Raw genomic sequence first — 22837 nt, 5'->3', positions numbered from 1 at the left:
TTTTCCAGATTCACCTATGTATTATTACCATAACGATCCCTAACATATCTCTCAACAATCTCAATAAAATCGTCAGATATATTATCACCTCGTAAAGTATATACCTTTTTGCCATCAATAAATACCGGAGCAACCGGTGATTCTCCACTTCCAGGCAGACTTATACCTATATCAGCATTTTTAGATTCTCCGGGACCATTTACAATACATCCCATCACAGCTACTTTCATGCTTTCAACACCTTTATATTGTTCTTTCCATGAATGCATTTTTTCATCAAGATGATCTTTTACTTGACTAGTCAACTCTCTAAAAAATGAGCTTGTAGTTCTACCACAGCCAGGACAAGATGTAACACTTGGCGTGAAGGTTCTCATTCCAAGATTTTGCAATATTTCACGACAAACACGCACCTCCTCCGTACGAGGAGCATTAGGAGCTGGAGTTAATGATACACGTATAGTATTACCAATGCCTTGCTGTAGTAAAATACCTAAACTAACTGCACTAGCAACTATTCCTTTGGTACCCATACCAGCCTCAGTAAGCCCCAAATGTAAGGCATAATCACATTCTTTCGCTAGTTTTTTGTATACAGTTATCAGATCTTGGACTTCACTAACTTTACATGAAATTATAATTTTATCTTTTGCTAAACCAAGGTCTTGTGCATATTTAGCACTTTCTAAAGCTGACGATATCAAAGCTTTATGCATAATTTGTTGTAAAGTTAAGGGATTATCTTGTGCATTATTTTCATCAATAAGTCTAGCTAACAAAGCTTGATCTAAACTACCCCAGTTTACTCCTATACGTACAGGTTTATCATTTTCTATAGCTATTTTAATAATTTCAGCAAATTGAGTATCTTTTTTCTTACCAAAACCAACATTTCCAGGATTAATACGGTACTTAGCTAAAGCTCTTGCACACTCTGGATGCTTACTAAGTAGTGTATGACCATTATAATGAAAATCTCCAACTAATGGCACGTAACAATCATTTTTAGCTAGCTCTTTGACTATCATTGGCACTGCTGCTGCTGCTGGTTCATCATTTACCGTAAGCCTAACAATTTCACTACCAGCTTTGTGCAAAGCTAATATCTGCTTTACAGTCTTTTCAATATCTGCAGTATATGTATCTGTCATTGATTGAACAACAACTGGATTACTTCCTCCTACCAATACACTACCAATTTTTACAACATTTTTTATTTTATTCATATAAAATTCCAAAAAAATATAATTATATTTTTAAATATTTTGACTAAGTAAATATAATCTAAAATTATAACATCATAATCTAAATTATGAGATATCTATAGTTTATTAAAAACTCCTCTTTTATAAGCTTTTCTAAATGTTTTTATTTTCACCAATATAAATCCATTAATAAATTATTTTTTTTCATACACACTAAAAATAGCAAACTTGTTTCAAATAAAAGGCTAATTCTATACAATTTAAACTAATCCCCTTACAGAAACTATTTTTTAGCAACATGTACTTTAAAGATTTAGAAAATTACTTAAATGACTACTTAAATATAGAAAACTATATAGACTATGCTCCAAACGGTCTCCAAATCCAAGGAGATAAAGATATAAAAAAAGTTATAACTGGTGTTACAGCATGTCAAGAACTAATAGACGCGGCAATAGCAGAGAATGCTGATGCAATTATAGTCCATCATGGCTATTTTTGGAAAGGTGAAAAATATACGATAACAGGTATGAAATATGAGCGCATATCTAAATTAATAAAAAGCGGTATACATTTATTTAGCTATCATCTTCCTTTAGATGGACATAAAGAAATAGGCAACAATACTCTTTTAGCTCAAAAATTAGATTTGACTAATATTAATTTTTTTGGAGTAGGTCCAACTCCTAATATTTTAGTTATGGGAAATTATAATTTAAATTTAGAAAGTCTAGAAAAAAATATTGAAACAAAACTAAATAGAAACCCAACCACTATAAAAGCCAATAATATAAACAAGAAAATTGCAATTTGTACTGGCGGTGCTCAAAGTTATATTGAACACGCATATAATCTTGGGGCAGATACTTTTATATCGGGTGAAATTTCAGAGAAAACAACCCATATTGCTCGTGAACTAGGCATAAACTATATTGCTGCAGGCCATCATGCTACAGAAAAAGAAGGTGTAAAAGCTATAGCCAAACTTCTTAACGAAAAATTCAACTTAGAAACTAAATTTATAGATATATACAATCCAGCCTAGTTTATTTTTATTTCTTTTTTGGCTTTACTTATCAAAGATCTAAACTGATTATTTGAGTTTAAAGCTGAAAATACAGCTCCACCAAGCACATAACCGGCCTGTACATCACTAGACCAATGAGCTCCACATACTACTCTGCTTTGCCCATATTCATAACCTTTTTTAAGAATCTGCTCTTGATTTGATGGATTTATTTCTGCAAGCAGTAATGCAACAGCCCAACCCTCTGTGGTATGGCCTGATGGATAAGAACCATTGTTACGTAATTCTTTTTCACTCTCTGGATCACAAGTAGACTTATCAAAAAAAACAAAAGGTCTAACCCTCATATAATTATTTTTAGCAAAGCTTCCTGATTTAGATGAGGTCTTTATTGTTAAATCTATTAAATCATATATAACAGGAGTAGTCTTTTTTGAAATTTCATAACCAAAACTACTGGAAAAATTACTGGATATTTCTGTCGCTGTATATCCTGCATCTTTTTTTGCAACAATATAGCGCTGGTTATTCCCTTTGTTTCTTTTAGCAAATGATGCTTCAGAGATTGCTTTATCATTCATAAATGCAATGCTATCAGTAGAGGGTGGAGGAGGTAAAAGAGATAAACTATTTGGTACTAAGACTTTTTCTATATCTAATGCCTTTTCTGCATATACGTTAATTGAAAATATTAATAAACCAACTAAAATTGACAAATACTTAAACATATTAAACTCATTTTTTTTTAAGTTAAAATAATATACTATTAAACAAAAAATCTATAAGATTTATGAATTTTTAAATTTATTTTGCAAAACCTTGCTCAATTTCTTCAAGAGTAAGTCCATTAGTTCTTGGTATAAACTTAAATGCAATAAAGCTATATAACAGTGTACATAAACCACAAAATCCAAGTATAACCCCATAGTTTCCATTAAAATATTGAGTCACAGGCATTACAAAGGAGGCCAAAAGTGCTGAAGCCATACTATTTAAAAAAAGTGCAACCGCTAAACCTTTTCTCCTGATATTTGTCGGTAAAAGCTCAGACATAATTACCCATATATAGGCTCCTGGACCGATTGCGAAAAAGAAAATATATAATATAAAACCGATAAGTAATACCACACCTTTAGCTGATGTATCAGGCATAACATATAAAAGTATACTCAAAATTATCAAAACTATTGAAACCATCAATGTTCCAAATGTTATTACGAACTTTCTCTCAATTTTATCAGCGATAACAACAGCTATAGCTGTTGTTATAAAATTAAGACCCGTAATTGCAACACCTCCAACAACAGCAGCATATACAGAACCTAAGCCAGTTTGCTTAAGCATAGTCGGAGCATATTGTAATATGCTGTTTATTCCTGTCATTTGAGCTAAAATCGCAATAGAAAACACTATCAACATAGGAACTAAATAATGCTTTTTTGTTAAACTCGATAATATAGAACCTTCTTCTTTAGTTTTAGCAATTAATTCTTTAACCTCATGCATCTGTTTTTTTTGCAGCTATAACACCTATAGTTTTGATAAGTATTTTCTCTGCTTCGTCTTCTTTGTTTTTCATAATTAGCCATCTAGGAGATTTAATTAAAAATAATCCCCCGATAAACACAATTAAACCAGGGATTAAGGCTGTAAGAAACATTGCTCTCCAATCACCAATTTCTACTCCTGTACTAGGCTGTTTTGTTATAAATAACAGACTTACAGCTGTAGAAATCAAAATCCCAGCAGTTAGAAACAATTGAAAACAAGTCACAGCTAAACCTCTAATTAAACTAGGAACTGACTCAGTAAGATACAGTGGTACAGTTATTGCAACAAATCCAACAGCTATTCCTTGAATCAATCGTGAAACTAATAAAAAATCATAGCTTTTAGCATAATAAACCATAAGAACAGATATTACGAAAATAAGGCCTGATAATGTTATTACATTTTTTCTGCCAAAAATATCAGCAAGTATTCCACCTATAAGGATAGCAAAAGCACCACCAAAAAGGACTGAGCCTCCTAGCCAAGATTCTTGAACAGCCGTCATACCTAACTCTGATTTTATAAAAGGAAGCGCCCCTCCTATAATCCCTATATCATAACCATATAACATCCCACCCATAGCTGAGAAAAAAACAATCACAGTAATTCTAAGCTTAAATTTAATAGGCTTATCCATAATACTAGTACCTTTTTGATTTATTATTAAAAAAATTAAACAGTTTCAGTAATTTTTCTCAAATTACTTGGATTATCAGGGTTATATCCTAAAGATATAGCTAACTCATTGACCATAAGATAAAACTCTTGCAGCAACACAATAGGCTCAAGTATAGGATGAATATTTACATCTACATGTAAATGAACCTTTGCTAATGACTCAGAATCAGTAGTTGCAAAAATAGTTTTTACACCAAGATCTGTCATTTTCTTCACAATCTCATGAGTTCCTTTAGCGCTTTCATCATTTTGTAAAATTGTAAAGGTTGTAAAAGTTTGGTTCATTAATGCAAATGGTCCATGCAAGACTTCAGCTGAACTAAAAGCCTCAGCATGTATGCCACATGTTTCTTTAAACTTAAGAGCCATCTCTTGAACAATAGGAAACCCAAATCCTCTTCCTATTACAAACATATTTTTACTATGTTTCAACTCTTTTATAGCACATGACCAATCTGACTTTAGACTATGCTCTAATGCTGCTGGCAAAGAATTCAGACTATCTAATAAAAATTTATCTTGATTATATTCTGCGACTATACTAATTATAGCAACTAAAGATGTTATAACACTCTTAGTCGCTGCTACAGCATTTTCAATATCTGCTCTAACAGGTAAAACTAAATCTGCACATTCAGATAATGGTGATTTTTCTTTATTTACAATAGCTAAAGTTACACATCCTGCTTTTTTACAACCCTCCAGAGCCAATTTTAAGTCAGGGGATCCTCCTGATTGAGAAATAGCTATAGCTAAAGTTTTATCATCTCCAATATTCTTACCATATATTGTAGTTATAGATGGTGGTAAGGAAGAAACACTTAATCCAAACTGAGTTTCAAATAAATATTTTGCAAAATTAGCGACACAATCAGAACTACCTCTGGCAATAGTTATAATTCTTTTTATATTTTTTTCTTTTAAGATTTTTACTATTTCTTTAATTATTTTTTGGTTTAAATGAAGCTGATTGGCAACTTTCTCAGAACTGCTGCTAGCCTCAAGATACATAAGTGTTTTTGGCATATTTTTCACAAAAAAAGATTCGATAATTTATTATAATGTTGATTTATTTTTTTTACACTAATTTTTAATCAACCCTATAATATTTTAAACACAATATTTTCTTATTTTCATCCACATACTAATGTATACTAAATTAGTATATATAGATGTATACCAATTTGGTAAAGTATGTTAAACTCATCATCTTAACATTTATTAACTTAAGGCAAACTTATGGCGCTACTACTTATATTTTCGTTGTTTATTTTAATAATTTTACAGATTAAAAAAATCAGTTTTAACATCAGGACAATATTAGCTTTAATTATTGGGGTAACTATTGGAGTTTGTTATAATGCTCTTAATAGTAATAGCAATAGTTTTGTACAAATTAGTAATATTTTAGGTGATGGTTACATTTCATTACTTAAAATGCTAATCATTCCAATTGTTTTAACATCTATTACTCATTCAATTACGAACTTAAAAAACTATGATGGCTCTTATGTGGTTAAATTTGCATACAAAACCATAGCTATACTACTACTTCTAACAGGTGTAAGTGCTATTATAGGAGCTACTGTTGCAATTGTAATGAATCTTGGACATGGTATAGATTTATCAACTATTACAGGTAATGTTAGAGATTTAAAAACATCTTCAATATCTGAAACTATCTTAGGGTTTTTACCTGATAATTTATTCCACCAAATGAATAGCAATAATGTCATGGCTGTTGTAATTTTTGCAATATTTCTTGGTTTTTCAATGCTTATAGCACATCGTGAAGATAGCAAGCTTGCAGAGCCTTTCATTAATTTTATAGATTCAGCTTTCTTTATTATAAAAAAGCTAGCTAGAATGATAATTGCTTTAACACCATATGGTGTACTTGGTCTAATGACTCAAATGAGTATTGAACTTAATAAAGGCAGTATATCTACTGTACTTTATTTCATATTAACTTGTTATATAGCTCTAATGATCGTATTAATAATGCATATCGTTCTTTTAGTAATATTTAGAACTAATATAGTTAGATTCTATAAAAGTATTTGGAAAGCTATGCTAGTTGCTGCTACATCCAGATCTAGCATGGGTACTCTACCACTATCTATAGATGGCTTAAATAAGTACGGAACAACTAGTAGTATATCAACCTTTGCTCCTACAATGGGGACAACATTGGGCATGAATGGCTGTGCTGGAGTATTTCCCGCAGTTCTAGCTGTTATGGCAATGAATGCTACTGGTATTGATATCACATTTTCAACTATATTTATGATATCTATCATATGCATGCTTGCTTCGCTTGGTGTTTCTGGCATTCCTGGTACAGCATATGTTGCAGCTGGTGTAGTATTTTCATACTTTGGCTTACCTTGGCAAATGATTGCTTTGGTTATAGGAGTTGATTCTATTATAGATACCTTTAGAACTCCATTAAACATTCATGGAACTATGACTACAGCTATTATAGTTGATAGAACAACAACTTAAATAGCTCTTATGTACCGCAAAAAGTATACTTTACTTTTTCTTTCTCACTTGGAACTAACATATAATTTTTATTATCCTCATCATATTCATAAGGTTTTTTAATAACTTCTAATAAACTGCAAAAACCACTAAAGTTACTTTTTCCAGCAGATTTTATTGCTTTTTCTACTTGGTGGTTTCTAGGGATGTAGATAGGGTTTAATAACATTTTAGAATAATCTATAGAGTTTATAAGATATTTTTTTAACCATCTTTCCAAGCCTTTTTCTTTTAAACTGTCGTATCGTTTAAAAGCTAAATCGCAAAATGTATTTGTATAATCAAGTTTATTTTGATACATATTTATAAATAAGTCTGAAATAATTTCGTCATAATCCTTTATTGATTCATCTACTCCTAGCTTATTACAAAGCATTTTCTTCCACTTACTTTTATATATTTGTGAATACATTTGGAGCTTACTTTCAGCTAAAGCTATAGCTTCTTTCTCATCTGATGAGATCAGTAACAAAAGGCTTTCAGCAAGTCTGGCAATATTCCAACCAGCTATAGAAGCTTGATTTGCAAACCCATACCGCCCATCCTTGTCAATAGAACTAAAAACAGTATCAGGATTATATATATCCATAAAAGCACATGGACCGTAATCTATAGTTTCTCCAGAAATCGTCATATTATCAGTATTCATAACTCCATGGATAAATCCGACTCTCTCCCAGTCAACAATCAAACTACTCTGCTTTTCAATAACATATTCCAACAAACTTAAGGCTCTATTACCATCAATAACTGGAATACTATGCCTAGTAATAGCATAATCTAAAAGCTCTTGAACTTGTCTTTTGCCTTGAAGCGCTGCATATTGAAATGTTCCAACTCTAATATGACTACTTGCAACTCTTACAGCAATAGCTCCTTGCTCTAAACTATTTCTTTGAATTTTTTCACCTGTGAGTATCACTGCTAATATTCTACTTGTAGAGATACCTAGATTATGCATGGCTTCTCCTATAATATACTCTCTTAGCATTGCACCTAAAGTTGCCTTGCCATCACCTCCTCTAGAAAATTTTGTCAAGCCAGCTCCTTTTAAGTGAAAATCTACTAAACTACCATCAGCTTTTTCAAATTCTCCAATAAGAGTTGCTCTACCATCTCCTAATATTGTAAAATGACCAAATTGGTGTCCTGCATAAGCTTGAGAAATAGGTTTTTTACTATCATAACCAAGTAAAAAGCTTAACTGCTCTTTCTCTGTTAAATCATTTAAATCTAAATTTAAATCTTTTTGTAATGAATTATTCAAAAATAATAATTTAGCATTTGGATATTTATATACAGGTTGAGTTGAAAAAAACTGTTCTGGTAGCTCTGCATAAGTATATTCTAAAGAAATCATAAAATAATAAGCTTTATCAAATTTAATTTATTTAATAAATCAAATGGTATATTACAATAACTAACAACTAAACATATTTTTAGGTTAAAATATAGATATAAAGATATTATATTGGATCTTATGTGATGGAATATCTTAGACTAGCAATAGTAGACTCAGAAAATTATAATAATTTCACTTATATTTCTAAAAATAATTTTGATAGAGTTATCGTATTCACCAATAGCCAAGAACTTGACTCTAATTTTAACAAAACCCAAATTTATAATAACTTTGAACTTGTAACCATAATCTATGGTGAAGGTAACAAAGATAATATGGATGGTTATATCTGTGCCAAAGTTGGTGAATATATTGAAAGGTATAAAAACTTTCGTACTTATCTAAGCATTACAATATTTAGTAATGATCGTATATTTAAAGGAATTTCATCATATTATACACGTAAAAGTTTTAATGTTGCCACAGCTGCACCAACACAATGTGATACCGGCACTAGTAATACTGACCCTAAAACCCGTATAAAAAAATTTCTCTCATGCTTTGATGAGGTCGTAAATAAATCGTTTAAAAAAAATTTTAATGAAAGTGATAAAGATGCATTTTATCGTTTAATTAAGCGACATCTTGATAAAGATATTCCTCAACCAATCACTGATATTTTTATTGAGAATAATATTGTCTATTTCTCAAATCATTCACGTAAAATTGGAGTTGATGAGGCTAAATATAATCTATTATAATTTTAAAATCAATATTGCTTAAATTGTTATTCAAGAATAAAGAAACTACCAAAATCAAAAATAAAATACCTTTCAAAGATTATAAAAAAAATAATATAATCTATTTATGTTACTCCCTATGTCTTCATTGATATTAGGAGTTTTATTTTTTATAGGGATAAATTATGTATTTACTATAATCTTTTTAATTTTATTTAGATTGGGATGAAATATGAGTATTGCCAGCTTAAATGGAATAGTTCAGTCTCTTTTTCCAAAAGAAATTGCAACTCGATCAATTTCAATTTACTTAATATGCATGTACTTTTCTCAATTTTTTAGGCAGTATATGATCTGGTTTTTTTAACTTCATCTATGTCAATAGAATTTGCATACTTATCATCAGCAACGCTTTTATTTTAGGACTTTGTTGTAGAGCCTCAGTTCAGAAAGGCACAGAACTTTTGCGATCATAATTCTAAAAAAAGCTGTTTTCTTCTCCTTTTTCTGACATTAAAACCACCTCAAATTTACGGGATAGATCAAATTCAGGATTAAGTGTTTTAAAGTACACTAGCTATACAGCTTCTATAATGATAAAATATCGCATCTTTTTATTTTATTACTAAAAATTTTTATAGCTATGGAATACAGAAAATACATATGTATCGTTTGTGGATTAATATACGATGAGGCTGAAGGCTGGCCAGAAGATGGTATCGAGCCAGGCACTAAATGGGAAGATGTCCCAGAGGATTGGGAATGCCCTGACTGTGGTGTTGGTAAAGATGAATTTGAGCTTTTAGAAGAATAGTTCATACCAATAATAGATGTCCAACCTCTTTCAAAAAATAACTTTTGAAGGTAAAGATTTTACCATCATGAGAGACGATCTCAGCCATCCTATTTTTTCTGGTAACAAAGCTAGAAAGCTTGCATATATTTTAAATAATCTTAGTCAATATTCTCAAATTAAAACTATTATTTCTTTTGGTGGGAATCAGTCAAATTTTATGCTAGCACTCTCTCAACTAGCTAAGTTAAATAATTGGCGCTTTGATTATTGGTTGAAACCTTTACCTATTTTTCTAAAAAAAAATGCTAATGGTAACTTAAAGCTAGCACTAGAAAATGGGATGCGTCTTTTTGAAACTAAAGAAGACTTAAATTTAAAAAATATACAGAATAAATATCACTACAGCAATAAAGAATTATATTTTTTTGACCAAGGTGGTAGAGATCATAATGCTGAAGAAGGTATAGCTGAGTGCGCAATAGAGATTAAAAAATATTGCCGAGCAAATAATATTAATGACTATAGTGTAATAGTTGCTTCTGGAACAGGCACAACAGCACTCTATCTTGAAAAACATCTCCCAAATAAAGTTTTTACTATTCCCTGTATTGGTGATTCAAACTATCTAAAGCTTCAATTTAATATTATAGATAACGACTTATCTCTACCAAAAATTATCTCTCCTAATTTTAAATTTAAATTTGGACAACTTGATATAACAAACTACCAAATTTATAAAAAACTTTTAAAAGAAACAAATATCGAATTTGATTTGCTATATGACCCTATCGCCTGGCAAGTTTTATTAAAAAACTATCATGATCTTACTAAACCTATTATATATATTCATTGTGGTGGAATTAGTGGTAATGACACAATGATTTCAAGATATAAAAGATTTTTGAAAACTAAGCATATTGAGCAATAATAACTTTTTTTACACGCCTTCTAATTTCTTCAATATCTGTCTGCACAGAACGACATAAATTATGTGTTGTATCAAGCTTTTCTTTAGTTGAATTATTTACTTTAATGCTACTTAGGTTAGCCCCACTTGAAAGCTCAATAGCAGTTAAAACACCTGGCTCATCAAGACTTATAGGTTCCTGAATACAGCGTACAGCATGGCGAGCAAAAGCTTTGATTTTTTCCACATTATTATCATACTTATTATCATATTTTAAAAATTGTGCCATCTTATAGGCTATGGCCATGCGAGACTTTTCTTCTAACTGTACATATGCTAATTCATAATCAATATTTTGACTATTTACTTGCTCTGTTTTACCAAACCTCATTGAATGCCATTGAGATAGCTGTAAATCTATACGCTTTAATAATGTTTTAATAATACGCTGATTTTGGTTAAAACGATTTCTAGTTATTTGAAATTGTTTTTTTACTGACTTATCCAGCTCACCAATTCTAAGCTTTTTTATTTCATTTCCCAAAAGCTCAATATTATACTCAATATCCTCGCTAATATTTACAATCTCACATAGATTAACATTAGGTAGAACTTCCGATATAGTCAAAAATGCTTGTTTATAAACCCCTTGGATATGATTATATTTCTGCTCAATTTTTTCTCTTAATTTCTCGATAGAATTAAATAAATAATCCTTTTTTGAATCATCAAATTTAGAAATTGCTTTATAATAATAGATTCGGCGCCCAGTTAAAAGCTCGATAAAAAAAGCAATTGCATGATTAGCATCATCTAAATCAAATAGAGTATACTGACCACTACTATTATATATTTTACTTAAAAACCCAATTTTACGTTCCACACCCTTTTTAAGACTTGCATACTTACCATTTAGTGCTTGTATAAACTTAATTTTTAAAAGTTGTGGTAGCTTCTCATTAGTATCTACTTTTTTATAATATTTTGTGAATTTACGTCTATTAGTTTGACTATCAATTGGAAAACCATTTTCTTTATAAAGCTGAACTACTTGAGCAAATTCTGCGATTTCTTTACCTAGATGAATTTCAAAAGCATAAAAAATTTCCTTACTCGTAGGATGAGATTTACATAGTATTTCATAAGCAATTTTATTATTCCTAACTTCCTCAGTAAGATTTGCAAGACTCAGTTTTTTAGCTAAAAAAAGATGATTATATGATTCATCTATAACTGTGAGAAACTTATCTTGCATTTCTTCTTTTTTTCTATGTTGAATTGCATCAAATACAAGCTTACTAATAAAACCAACAAAACCAACAAAAAATGCATAAAAAGAAAAATACATAACTGTCTGAAAAGGTACTCTTGCTCCGTGACTCAAGTAATATCCTAATGAGATCGCAATAATTGTCACAGGCCCAGCAGCCCAAAAAATTGAAAAAATTGTCGAACGAATATTAGCTCTATGAATTGATGATACCAACTCATTCAAATATGAGTTATTGAGTGAATTTCTCCGAATAAATCTCTTTTTTAGATTTTCTATTTTATGTAACATTACTCAATAAATTTATCTAACTGCTTTTAATTCTAACAAATATTAACCTGCTATCCAACGGCTGCTTTGTAATGCTTTTTTATATAACTAAGTTAATTTTTTATATCAACTAGTGGCAATTAGCTTATATTACTATATAATTTACGGTGAACAGTTAGCTTAAATAATTATTATAAATCTATCTTTTCATAGTTCGTATATAATTATTTATCTTCATGAATACAATAAAAATTCAAAAAACCTTAAAATAAAGTATCTAAGTTTTTAGGTACTTTTGTCCATTATTAGTCTATAATTGTCTGTGATTTTATAAAAATAGGTAAAAACCAAATGATTGAAAATTTAAGAAATATTGCGATTATTGCGCACGTTGACCATGGTAAAACCACTTTAGTTGATAAGTTATTACAACAGTCTGGAACACTTAATACACGTGGAGCAGAAGTTGAAAGAGTTATGGACTCTAATGATATTGAAAAAGAAAGAGGAATTACAATTCTTGCTAAAAACACAGCTCTTAAGTGGAATGACTATAGAATTAACATAGTTGATACTCCAGGACATGCTGACTTTGGTGGTGAGGTTGAGCGTGTCCTATCGATGGTTGACTCTGTACTATTATTAGTAGATGCTGTTGATGGTCCTATGCCTCAAACGAGATTTGTAACTGAAAAGGCTTTTGCACAAGGTTTAAAACCTATCGTTGTAATCAATAAGATTGATAGAGATGGTGCTCGTCCAGATTGGGTTGTAGACCAAGTATTTGATTTATTTGATAGACTTGGAGCTACCGATGAGCAATTAGACTTCCCGATTATTTATGCTTCAGCTATTAATGGTTGGGCAACAAATGAGCTTGGTGAGCAAAAAGAAGATATGACTGATCTTTTTAAAGCTATAATAAATAATGTTGAGCACCCAGCTGTAGACGAGGATGGACCTTTTCAAATGCAAATATCATCTTTAGACTATTCTAGCTTTACTGGTACTATTGGTATTGGCCGTATCCAAAGAGGTCGTATAAAAACAAATACTCCTGTTACTATAGTAAATGCAGCAGGTGAAAAAAGAAATGGGCGTGTACTACAAATACTAGGTTATCTTGGTCTTGATAGAAATGAAGTCTCTGAAGCTAGTGCTGGAGATATAGTGTGTGTAACGGGGATGGAAGGTCTAAAAATCTCTGATACTCTATGTAATCCTGAACATGTTGAAGCTTTACCTGCACTTTCGGTAGATGAGCCTACTATTAGTATGACATTCCAGGTTAATAACTCCCCTTTCGCCGGTAAAGAAGGTAAGTTTGTAACTTCTCGCCAAATCAGAGAAAGATTAGATAAAGAGCTTATACATAATGTAGCTCTAAGAGTTGAACAATTAGAAGATCCTGATAAATTTAAAGTCTCTGGACGTGGTGAACTTCATCTATCAATATTGCTAGAAAATATGCGTCGTGAAGGTTATGAAATTGCAGTATCTCGTCCGCATGTAATCTTCAAAGAAGTAGATGGTGAAAAGCATGAACCATATGAACAAGCTATTATAGATATCAACGAAGAACATCAAGGTACTGTAATGGAAAGAATGGGCTTACGTCAAGGTGAGCTTAAAAATATGGAGCCAGATGGTAAAGGTCGTGTAAAGCTTGAATTTATAATACCATCTCGTGGATTAATCGGGTTCTATACAGAATTTCTAACTATTACATCTGGTTCTGGTATTTTAAATAAAGTATTTGACCATTATGGACCAATGAAAAAACAAACTCTTGAAACTCGTCAAAATGGTACTTTAGTTTCTATGGTATCAGGTAAAGCTGTTGCGTTTTCTCTTTGGAATCTTCAAGAAAGAGGTAAAATGTTTATTAGTCATGCTACAGATGTTTATGAAGGTATGATTATTGGTATTCATAATAGAGATAATGATTTAGCTATCAATCCTTGTAAAGGTAAACAGTTAACTAACGTTCGTGCTTCTGGAAAGGATGAAGCTCTTACTCTAGTAACTCCTATTAAGCTTACACTTGAATATGCTCTTGAATTTATTGAAGATGATGAGCTAGTTGAGATCACTCCTGAATCTATTAGACTAAGAAAAAAACATCTAACTGAATCTGACCGTAAAAAAGCTGCTCGCGGAGCTCTTTAAAAAAATCTGATTATTAGCAATATTATGTAATTTATAATATTGCACCAAACATATCCTATATCTTAATATGTCTTTCTTAAGAGGACTTAAACTAATGAATAGCAAAAAAGTCGACTTTAGTTCAGTATCGAAATCTTATCAAAAAGCTAGACCAAGTATTCCTATAGAAATTATTAATTTTTTGAAAAAAAACACAATATCAAAAGATATAGCCTGGGATTGTGGTACTGGTAATGGCCAAACAGCAATAAAACTAGCCGAATTTATGCAAAAAATCCATGCTAGTGATATTAGTTCAGCTCAATTGAGTAAAGCTTTTCAACATAAGAGCATAAAATATTTTGAAGCTGATGAAGCTAGTAGCTTATTTAAAGAAAAAAGTGTAAATCTCATAACTGTTTCTCAAGCTGCTCACTGGTTTAATATGCAAAGATTTGAGAGCGAATGCTTAAGAATTTTAAAACCCAATGGCTTGGTTGCTATTTGGGCATATCATCATAATATTACTATCAATGGAAAAACAGAAATAATTTATCAAGATTTTTATAAAGCTATCCGCCCATATTTTCCTAGAGGTAGAGAACATATTGATAATTTTTATAAAGACATAGTGATTAATCTACCTATACTAAAATCTCCTGAATTCAAGCAAACAAAAAAAATGATTTTTGAAGATTTTATAGAATATTTAAAGTCATTCTCAGCATATGCAGAATATGTCAAAAAACATAATACTTGCCCTATTTCATCACTTAATTTTTATGATAAATTTAAAGAATCTTGGGGTCATAATAAAAAAGAATATATTGTTAGCTGGCCAATTATATTTAAATGTTATATCAATAATTAATTAAACTTATGATTTAAAATAATGTTATTAAATAAATATATAGAACAAAATGGTTTTGGTAATCCTATAAACATCTTACAGCAAAAAGAAACTTTCTTATTAAAATATGAAAATATTCTAGTCAAAGTTCTACTTAGAACTATCAACCCTTCGGATATATTATCTATACATGGTGAGGGACAATATATCTATAACCACCCTATACCAAGAATACCTGGTTTTGAAGCTATTGGAATAATACTTAAATCAAAAATATTAGGTTATAATATTGGAGATAGAGTGTTAATAATGAAAACAGGTACATGGCAAACTTTCATGGATCTACCTTCTAAATTCTTATTTAAATTACCTAAGAACATTACAAATGAACTGGCTGTACAAGCCTATATCAACGGGCTAACTGCTTGGATTATCCTAACTGAAATAATAAATATCAATCCGAATGATACAATTATAATCAATGCTGGGAATTCTTCTATAGCTAAATTATTCATCCAACTATCAAAATATTTAAACTATAAAATTATAGTTGTTACAAGTAGTCAAAATTATCAAAAATTATATAACTATGGTGCAGATTTCATAATAAATACGAATGAATCACTAAAAGAACAAATAATAAAACGAAATATACCTACACCAAATATTGCCCTTGATGCAGTTGGCGGCTCTGAAGGTGCTAAATTACTAGATATTATAAGTAAGAATGGAAGCTTTATTATATATGGGTGCTTATCTATGCATAATTATCCAAATAATACATCAATATTACTTCGTAAAAAGCAGATAAAACCCAAAAGATTTTTTTTAAAAGAATGGGAAAATAAAGTTGGAATATTATTTAGAAACGCTAAACTTGATCAATTTATAAAATTCATATTGAAAAACAAAGTACATCTACCTGTTTATAAAATAATAGATATAGAAAACTTTAAAGAAGCTCTTCAAGAATACGAAATAAAAATAAATAGTAGAAAAGAAGGCAAAATACTACTAAGTAGCTATTAAGCAATTAGTCTAATTACTATCAAATATTACTAATATCCCGCTGCTAATTCACTACCTCTACGCGGATCTGTAGCTCCATAAACATATTGTCCATCAGACATTACTGATTCAGCGGCTCCCATAGCTGCGTATGGTATGATATTGTTGCCCATCTTTTTGAGTAAATTTATTGTATCTACAGATATACCTTCTTCAACACCCAGTTCCTCTGGCCATAGTTGGCTATGAATTCGAGGATTATTAACAGCTGATTGTAAATTCATATCAAAATCAATAATATTTAAGATAACTTGTAGAGTAGTTGTAATAATACGACTACCTCCAGGTGAGCCTGTTGATAAAAAAGGATTTCCTTTTTTATCAAGTATTATTGTTGGAGTCATTGAGCTTAATGGGCGCTTATTTGGAGCAACAGTGTTTGCCTCACCTTGGATTAAGCCAAATACATTTGCCACACCAACCTTAGAGGCAAAATCATCCATCTCATTATTTAACAAAATCCCTGTACCTGGTACAACGATACCATTACCATAGGAATAATTAAGCGTATATGTATTTGATACCATATTGCCATCTTTATCAACGACACTAAACTGTGTAGTTTGTAGTTTCTCATGATCTTCTGGATCTACATTACTGATTTCTTTACTAGGGATATGCTTATCAATTGTAATTTTTTGAGCTATTTGTTTAGCGTATTTCTTTGATAAAAATTTTGCTATATCCATCTTAACAAAATCAGGATCACCAAGATCGGAGTTTCTATCATTATAAGCATAACTCATCGCATTACTCATAAGGTTAATAGTTTTAGCACTATTATTACCATAATCAGATAATGGGAAATTTTCTAATATATTTAATAATTCTATTAAAATAACACCTCCTGAACTTGGCGGCGGCATAGAATAGATAGTATAACCACGGTATGTACCTTTTAATGGCTTCATCTCTTCAATATTATAGTTTTTTAGATCACTAAGAGTAATTAAACCATTATTTTTTTGCATACTTTTTGCTATTTTATGAGCTATAGAACCTTCATAAAATACTTTTTTACCATCCTTAGCTATAAGTTTTAAGCTCTTAGCAAGTTCTGGTTGTTTAAATATATCACCAACCTCTGGAGCAGAACCATCTTTTTTATAAAAAATTCTCATAGCTTCTGGAGATTTCTCTAACCATGGTTTAGCTGTTACAAGTGATTGATGAAAATCATAGCTTACAGGATAACCATTTTCTGCTAGCCTAATTGCAGGGGCTATTACCTGCTTAAGTGTTAATTTACCATATTTCTGTTGCGCATCAATTAAGCCAGCTACTGTTCCAGGGACTCCTGAAGCACTATATGAGCCTGAAACTTTGCTATAATCAACCTCTCCATCTTTATTTAAAAACATATCCTTAGATGCTTTAGATGGTGCTTTCTCACGATAATTTATAGCTATTGTTTTATGCTTATCTTTTAAATAAATCAACATAAATCCACCACCGCCAAGATTACCAGCTCTTGGTAAGGTAACAGCTAAAGCAAAGCCTACTGCTGCTGCTGCATCTACGGCATTACCACCCTGTTTAAGAATTTTTACACCCACTTTACTTGCCAGAGATTCTTGCGAAGAAACCATACCATGCGTTTTTACTACTGGCTGAGCTATCTGCATTTCCTCTTGAATTGGAATAAAATCATAGCCACTAGGAACTGGCGCTGCCGTTAAAGATATGCTTGGTAAAAGTACCACCATAGACATTATGGTTACAAAAAATTTTTTCATCAATAGTCTCAAGATAATTTAAAGTAATTCCTTAAATATATCAAAATTATGCTGTCAAAAAAATTTTAATGAAGTTAAATTCTAATTTATTTTGTAATAGCTTATGGTCTTAGACTAAACTTTAGCAGCTTCATTAACACTTACCAAACTACTTTTGATTATAGGAACATCAGAAGATGACTGCACAAATTTCTCCTCTCCACTAGAAGCGACTTCTGTATCAATATCTTTATTATGAATACCTAAAACACTTAGTACACTCTGGTTATCTTGTTTAGATAAGGCAGCCATTGGAACTTTTTGTTTCAAAACTTTAGCCATTCCATAATCATAGTTTTGTATATATGCATTTTCCATAGCTGCATAAGGGTCAATAGATACTTCTTGTAAATTAGAATACGCTGGGAGATAAGATACCCCCTGATTTGTATAATATACACCATACACACTCCAATTAATAGCGTATGCAGAAAAAGTCCCAACCCCTGGAGCTAAGAATAAATATGTCAATGGATTAAACATTGCATCTACACCACTAGTTATCCCTTCTAATGTCCCTGGACCAAAAATTGGCCATACAATATATGGTGAAGCATATCCCTTATCATATACCCCCCATTTATGCAGCGTCACAGCAAAGTTTTGATGATATCTAATCGGTAAATTAAACCAACTATTAGCAACATCAAAAAAACCTACTACTCCCAAAGTTGTATTTGTCACAAATCTCATACTATCATCACCAGCATAGCTCCACTGACCTTGAAACAAGTCGTTAGCTACTCTACTAGGTTCAAAAAGATTCTGAAAAATATTAAAAATGCCTTCTTGAAAAATATCAGGAATAATATAATTATAAGTTTTCGCTACAGGAGTTAAAAACTTATAAACTTTACTATTCCATTTATAAGTTTCTCTATTATATTTCTGATATGGGTCTCTTTTATCAATAGGAGTTTCCCACTGAATTGAACAACTAGACAAAATCGTGCTTAGAAGTATTGTTAATGTAACTATTTTAAATTTTGATTTCATAAGGTCTACACTATGCTTAGAATTTAACTGGTATATTATATAAATTTATTGCTATATATAAACTATTAAATTATGATTTTTTTGCTTTTTTTAAAACTTCTCAACCAAAATCGCTGTGGAGCTAAGATTTCAATTAATTTATCAAGATTAGATAACTCTTGTTTAGTTATTAGTGATGAAATAATTTTAGCTCCAAATAATGAAGAACAAAGCCCTTTTGATCCAAAACCAGATAATAGATATAATCCTTCTTCATATTTAAGCTGAGGAATTTTAGACTTCGGATAACCTTTTGATAATGGTTTATAAAAATCTTGCTCAAATGTTACATAATCAACTAATTTACCTATTAAAGGCAGATGGTCTGAAGTCACACACCTTGTAGCGACTCTTGATGCTACTATATTATATGTTTCTGTCTCTCTTTTTAGCATTTTCTTAATCTGTAATAGATTAAATTCATCATCTTCTATCCTTAGCTCTGAAGATATATCATCATTATTTCTAAAAGTAGCTCCAACAACTTGTAACCCTTGCTTATAATTTGGAATTATATAACCTTTATCCATAATAGTTTTATCAATCTCAAATTTTTTTGAAATAACTGTTAGCTGTCCTTGTGATGAATATACAGGTATCTTCTGTAAGTATGGCATTTTTTTAAAAAGCTCATACCCCCCAGCAAATATTACTATATCAAAATTATCATTAAAATTATTAAACTTTAGGCTCCAAGTATTATCTTTATTTTTATTTATCTCAACTAATTCAGTATCTAAGGTCAGGTTGGCGTTTGATAACTTAAGCCAAAGCTGACAGATACTTTTAGGAACTAAAGATAATGCGTTAGGATAATATATAGCCTCATGATTACTAGTCATATCTATAAATTTTGATAGCTCATTTTTAGATAGAAATTTTGCTAAATCTATAGGTATATTTCTTTTTTTAAAAATCTGATGATAGCGTTTTTGATCTTTCTTATCACTTAATATCTGCAAGACTCCCTGATTACATATTTCAATATCATCCTTATATTGATTGATAAAATCTAATATTATTTGGTAACCTTGTGTATGAAACTGATCTGAGTAATTATAATCACTAGTTAGGTATGGCGATAATATACCTGCAAAATTTCCTGAAGCACCACTTGCTACTTTAGTATTTTTATCAAAAATATTTATCTCAAAATCATCAGTCTGAGATAGCTCGTAAGCCATAGCACATCCTGCTAAACCAGCACCTATTATCGCTACTTTTTGCTTATTATGAACCAAAAGGTTTAATACCTTCTTTCTTGCGTTTTTGCTCAGCTCTTAAGATTCGAGCTTGCTTAGGATCTATCGTTAATTCTCGATAAATCTCAATACGATCTTTATCTTTGATAAAATCATCCAAACCAACTATCTTACCATATATTCCAACTGTTAAATTATCTATCTCCTTTAGATCTTGATAAACGTGAGTAATCTTTGATTGCTCAATAACTTGTTTAACAGTAAGAGAGCTCTCAGACTCCACAAAGAATGACTTCTGTTCTTCTGGAAGAGCATAGATAACTTCTACTTTCACTTTCCATAGACCTCTATAGCTCTTTTACAAAATGCATCTAACATTTTTTCAGCAAGTCCTTTAAATACAGGTCCCAAAGCCATTTCGACAAATTTATTTTCAAATGTGAATTCCATGTTTAATAAAACTTTTGATGAATTAGCTGTCAATGGCTCAAAAATCCAATCTCCTGTTAAGGTTTTAAATGGACCACTCATTAGATTCAGATGAATATGCTCATTTTTAATCATTGTATTGTGAGTAGCAAAATCTAACTTAACAAAACCTGATTTGATTTTCAAAGATGCCTTTTTTTCTGTAGCATCTTCTTGAAACATCTCAATATCATAACACATCGGTAAAAATTCAGGATAACTTCTAATATCATTAACCAAATTATACATTTGTTCCGCGGTATAATTTACTTCTGCAGATTTATTAACTTTATTCATTTATTTAATCTTTTGTGATTTACTGGTACTATATAAGGCTACATTGTATATCTTTTACAAAAAATAATAAAGTTATGAGTAAACATAAGGTTTCTCCAGCGACTATAGCTAGAAACAAAAAAGCATTTCATGATTATACTATCCTTGAGAAATTTGAGGCTGGTGTTGTCTTGCAAGGTTGGGAAGTAAAAAGTATCCGCGCGGGTAAAGTACAAATGGTAGATACTCACGTACATGTGCGTCATGGTGAAGCATGGCTTTTTAACTGCCTCATCACCCCCTTACTATCAGCATCCACTCACATTACACCTAATACATCAGCATCGCGTAAACTTCTTCTTAATCGCCGAGAAATAGATAAGATTATGGGCAAGATTGAGCAAAAAGGCTTTACCTGTGTACCGCTAGCAATGTACTGGAAAGGTTCTCGTGTCAAAATTGAGATAGCACTAGCTCAAGGTAAAAAAGTTCACGATAAACGTCAAGCTCAAAAAGACAAAGATTGGAAACTAGAAAAAGATAGATTATTCAAAAAGGCTCAACGCTAGAATGGCTAATTCTCAAATCTCTAAAATAGAAAAAAAACTTCGGCATTACATTACAAAAGCAATAGCTGACTATAAGCTTTTTAATAAGAAAGATAAGGTTATGTTATGCCTATCAGGAGGTAAGGATTCTTTTGGTTTACTAAAAGTAATGCATAATCTCATCAAAGAAAAAGAATATGATATAGACCTTCACGTATATACACTTGACCAATCTCAACCTGGCTGGGATGATAGTAACTTACGTAAGTATCTCGATGATCTAGGTGTATCTTATGAGATTGAAACCAAAAATACTTATGGTGTAGTTATTGACAAAATTCCAGAAGGTAAAACTTACTGCTCATTGTGCTCACGTATGCGTCGTGGTAATATTTATCGCTATGCAAAAGAGCATAAAATGGATAAGATAATCCTAGGCCATCATCGTGATGACTTGATTGAATCTTTACTAATGTCTATATTATATCAAGGACAGATTAAATCTATGCCTCCTAAATTTATCACTCAAGATGGTGAAAATACAGTCATCCGACCAATGGTATTAGTCCAAGAAAGAGATTTGATAGAATTTGCTAAAGAGCAACAATTCCCAATAATCCCATGTAATTTATGTGGCACTCAAGAAAACCTAAAAAGAAAAAAAGTTAAAAAGCTTATTCAAGATCTAGCTCATGAGAATCCAAAAGTACCAAGCAATATTTTAAATTCATTATCAAATGTATTACCTAGCCATTTGATGGATAGAGATCTAATCAGCTCTTTACAAGATTAAATTTAACCTCTTAAGCTTCAAAAAAAATTTTAAAGAATATTCTAAAACATTTAGTTAGATCATAACTAATTTATAACACTCTAAGAAAAACTAGTGATTTTAAATGTATTTGGACACCTACTTTGGTTAGCATTAGGTGTAGTAGCTAATAAAGTTGCTAAATTTTTTTGGTTTGGAGTATCCGCATTTTTAGGTAATGATATAGACACATCAACTAACATACCATCTTTGCAATTTAAATATACTTTATCACTAGAACCTGCTCCGAAACTCTGATTAAAGGCATTATCAAACCGTTTGATAGCTATATCCTTAACAATATTATGGCTAAATAATTGTTATAT

Annotated in this window: 21 protein-coding genes and 1 pseudogene; 11 read left to right on the top strand and 11 right to left on the bottom strand. The window is 30.9% G+C overall.

All coding sequences use genetic code 11. The features are described 5' to 3' along the window. Positions 1 to 14 precede the first annotated feature (14 nt). Positions 15 to 1226 carry a flavodoxin-dependent (E)-4-hydroxy-3-methylbut-2-enyl-diphosphate synthase gene (ispG, locus tag ACR0PV_RS04245; protein WP_488173725.1) on the bottom strand — a complete coding sequence of 404 codons (1212 nt, stop codon included), beginning with the start codon at positions 1224 to 1226 and terminating at the stop codon, positions 15 to 17. Positions 1227 to 1503: 277 nt separating this feature from the next. On the opposite strand from ispG, the gene ACR0PV_RS04240 reads away from it, so the two are divergent. After that, on the top strand, positions 1504 to 2250 hold the full coding sequence (locus ACR0PV_RS04240; RefSeq protein ID WP_488173724.1) for a Nif3-like dinuclear metal center hexameric protein: 747 nt from the start codon (positions 1504 to 1506) through the stop codon (positions 2248 to 2250). Here the strand turns inward: ACR0PV_RS04240 and ACR0PV_RS04235 are convergent. The 3 genes and pseudogenes from ACR0PV_RS04235 to ACR0PV_RS04225 all read right to left on the bottom strand — a co-directional run bounded on the left by ACR0PV_RS04235 (position 2247) and on the right by ACR0PV_RS04225 (position 5487). Continuing rightward, positions 2247 to 2960, bottom strand: a complete 714-nt coding sequence (locus ACR0PV_RS04235; RefSeq protein WP_488173723.1) for an acid phosphatase — start codon at positions 2958 to 2960, stop codon at positions 2247 to 2249. The genes ACR0PV_RS04240 and ACR0PV_RS04235 overlap by 4 nt on opposite strands. Before the next feature lie 76 nt (positions 2961 to 3036). Next, positions 3037 to 4420, bottom strand: a pseudogene (locus ACR0PV_RS04230) (sugar porter family MFS transporter). 35 nt (positions 4421 to 4455) lie between these two features. Then, positions 4456 to 5487, bottom strand: coding sequence for an SIS domain-containing protein (locus tag ACR0PV_RS04225; RefSeq protein ID WP_488173722.1), 1032 nt, complete (start codon positions 5485 to 5487; stop codon positions 4456 to 4458). Between the two features lie 213 nt (positions 5488 to 5700). Between ACR0PV_RS04225 and ACR0PV_RS04220 the strand changes: the two genes are divergently transcribed. Beyond that, positions 5701 to 6966 (top strand): cation:dicarboxylate symporter family transporter, encoded by a 1266-nt coding sequence (locus tag ACR0PV_RS04220; RefSeq protein ID WP_488173721.1) that lies wholly within the window; start codon positions 5701 to 5703, stop codon positions 6964 to 6966. Positions 6967 to 6973: 7 nt separating this feature from the next. On the opposite strand, the gene ACR0PV_RS04215 is transcribed toward ACR0PV_RS04220, so the two are convergent. After that, positions 6974 to 8365: a protein adenylyltransferase SelO gene (locus ACR0PV_RS04215; RefSeq protein WP_488173720.1), complete on the bottom strand. Its 1392-nt coding sequence runs from the start codon at positions 8363 to 8365 to the stop codon at positions 6974 to 6976. A 125-nt stretch (positions 8366 to 8490) separates the two neighbouring features. Here ACR0PV_RS04215 and ACR0PV_RS04210 point away from each other — a divergent pair, with 125 nt between their 5' ends. The 3 genes from ACR0PV_RS04210 to ACR0PV_RS04200 all read left to right on the top strand — a co-directional run bounded on the left by ACR0PV_RS04210 (position 8491) and on the right by ACR0PV_RS04200 (position 10811). Next, positions 8491 to 9108: a hypothetical protein gene (locus ACR0PV_RS04210; protein ID WP_488173952.1), complete on the top strand. Its 618-nt coding sequence runs from the start codon at positions 8491 to 8493 to the stop codon at positions 9106 to 9108. A 622-nt stretch (positions 9109 to 9730) separates the two neighbouring features. Continuing rightward, the gene (locus ACR0PV_RS04205; protein WP_013922958.1) at positions 9731 to 9901 is read left to right on the top strand and encodes a rubredoxin; all 171 of its coding nucleotides are present in this window, start codon (positions 9731 to 9733) and stop codon (positions 9899 to 9901) included. 16 nt (positions 9902 to 9917) lie between these two features. Then, complete coding sequence (locus ACR0PV_RS04200; protein ID WP_488173719.1) at positions 9918 to 10811, top strand: 1-aminocyclopropane-1-carboxylate deaminase; 894 nt, start codon at positions 9918 to 9920, stop codon at positions 10809 to 10811. On the opposite strand, the gene ACR0PV_RS04195 is transcribed toward ACR0PV_RS04200, so the two are convergent. Then, complete coding sequence (locus ACR0PV_RS04195; protein ID WP_488173718.1) at positions 10792 to 12276, bottom strand: hypothetical protein; 1485 nt, start codon at positions 12274 to 12276, stop codon at positions 10792 to 10794. The genes ACR0PV_RS04200 and ACR0PV_RS04195 overlap by 20 nt on opposite strands. 405 nt (positions 12277 to 12681) lie before the next feature. Between ACR0PV_RS04195 and typA the strand changes: the two genes are divergently transcribed. From typA to ACR0PV_RS04180, 3 genes are all read left to right on the top strand, one after another. Further along, positions 12682 to 14499: a translational GTPase TypA gene (typA, locus tag ACR0PV_RS04190; protein ID WP_488173717.1), complete on the top strand. Its 1818-nt coding sequence runs from the start codon at positions 12682 to 12684 to the stop codon at positions 14497 to 14499. A gap of 94 nt (positions 14500 to 14593) precedes the next feature. Then, entirely contained in the window at positions 14594 to 15349 is a 756-nt protein-coding gene (locus ACR0PV_RS04185) for a class I SAM-dependent methyltransferase (RefSeq protein WP_488173716.1), read from the top strand. Positions 15350 to 15370: 21 nt separating this feature from the next. Then, complete coding sequence (locus ACR0PV_RS04180; RefSeq protein ID WP_488173715.1) at positions 15371 to 16357, top strand: zinc-dependent alcohol dehydrogenase family protein; 987 nt, start codon at positions 15371 to 15373, stop codon at positions 16355 to 16357. Positions 16358 to 16386: 29 nt separating this feature from the next. Here the strand turns inward: ACR0PV_RS04180 and ggt are convergent, their stop codons facing one another. From ggt to ACR0PV_RS04155, 5 genes are all read right to left on the bottom strand, one after another. Next, positions 16387 to 18132, bottom strand: coding sequence for a gamma-glutamyltransferase (ggt, locus tag ACR0PV_RS04175; protein WP_488173714.1), 1746 nt, complete (start codon positions 18130 to 18132; stop codon positions 16387 to 16389). 114 nt (positions 18133 to 18246) lie between these two features. Beyond that, positions 18247 to 19167: an MlaA family lipoprotein gene (locus ACR0PV_RS04170; protein WP_488173713.1), complete on the bottom strand. Its 921-nt coding sequence runs from the start codon at positions 19165 to 19167 to the stop codon at positions 18247 to 18249. Between the two features lie 65 nt (positions 19168 to 19232). After that, complete coding sequence (mnmC1, locus tag ACR0PV_RS04165; RefSeq protein WP_488173712.1) at positions 19233 to 20447, bottom strand: FAD-dependent 5-carboxymethylaminomethyl-2-thiouridine(34) oxidoreductase MnmC1; 1215 nt, start codon at positions 20445 to 20447, stop codon at positions 19233 to 19235. Then, complete coding sequence (locus ACR0PV_RS04160; RefSeq protein ID WP_488173711.1) at positions 20437 to 20742, bottom strand: RnfH family protein; 306 nt, start codon at positions 20740 to 20742, stop codon at positions 20437 to 20439. The genes mnmC1 and ACR0PV_RS04160 overlap by 11 nt, the downstream gene beginning before the upstream one ends. Beyond that, positions 20739 to 21173: a type II toxin-antitoxin system RatA family toxin gene (locus ACR0PV_RS04155; protein ID WP_488173710.1), complete on the bottom strand. Its 435-nt coding sequence runs from the start codon at positions 21171 to 21173 to the stop codon at positions 20739 to 20741. The genes ACR0PV_RS04160 and ACR0PV_RS04155 overlap by 4 nt, the downstream gene beginning before the upstream one ends. A 74-nt stretch (positions 21174 to 21247) precedes the next feature. On the opposite strand from ACR0PV_RS04155, the gene smpB reads away from it, so the two are divergent. From smpB to ACR0PV_RS04140, 3 genes are all read left to right on the top strand, one after another. Then, positions 21248 to 21721: an SsrA-binding protein SmpB gene (gene smpB / locus ACR0PV_RS04150; protein WP_488173709.1), complete on the top strand. Its 474-nt coding sequence runs from the start codon at positions 21248 to 21250 to the stop codon at positions 21719 to 21721. 1 nt (position 21722) lies between these two features. After that, positions 21723 to 22493 carry a tRNA 2-thiocytidine(32) synthetase TtcA gene (gene ttcA / locus ACR0PV_RS04145; protein WP_488173708.1) on the top strand — a complete coding sequence of 257 codons (771 nt, stop codon included), beginning with the start codon at positions 21723 to 21725 and terminating at the stop codon, positions 22491 to 22493. A gap of 93 nt (positions 22494 to 22586) precedes the next feature. Then, on the top strand, positions 22587 to 22769 hold the full coding sequence (locus ACR0PV_RS04140; protein WP_488173707.1) for a hypothetical protein: 183 nt from the start codon (positions 22587 to 22589) through the stop codon (positions 22767 to 22769). Positions 22770 to 22837 lie beyond the last annotated feature (68 nt).

This window comes from Francisella sp. AG1, from assembly GCF_057683165.1.
Note: the sequence above shows the minus strand (reverse complement) of the source record. Positions and strands in the feature narration are given on the sequence as shown.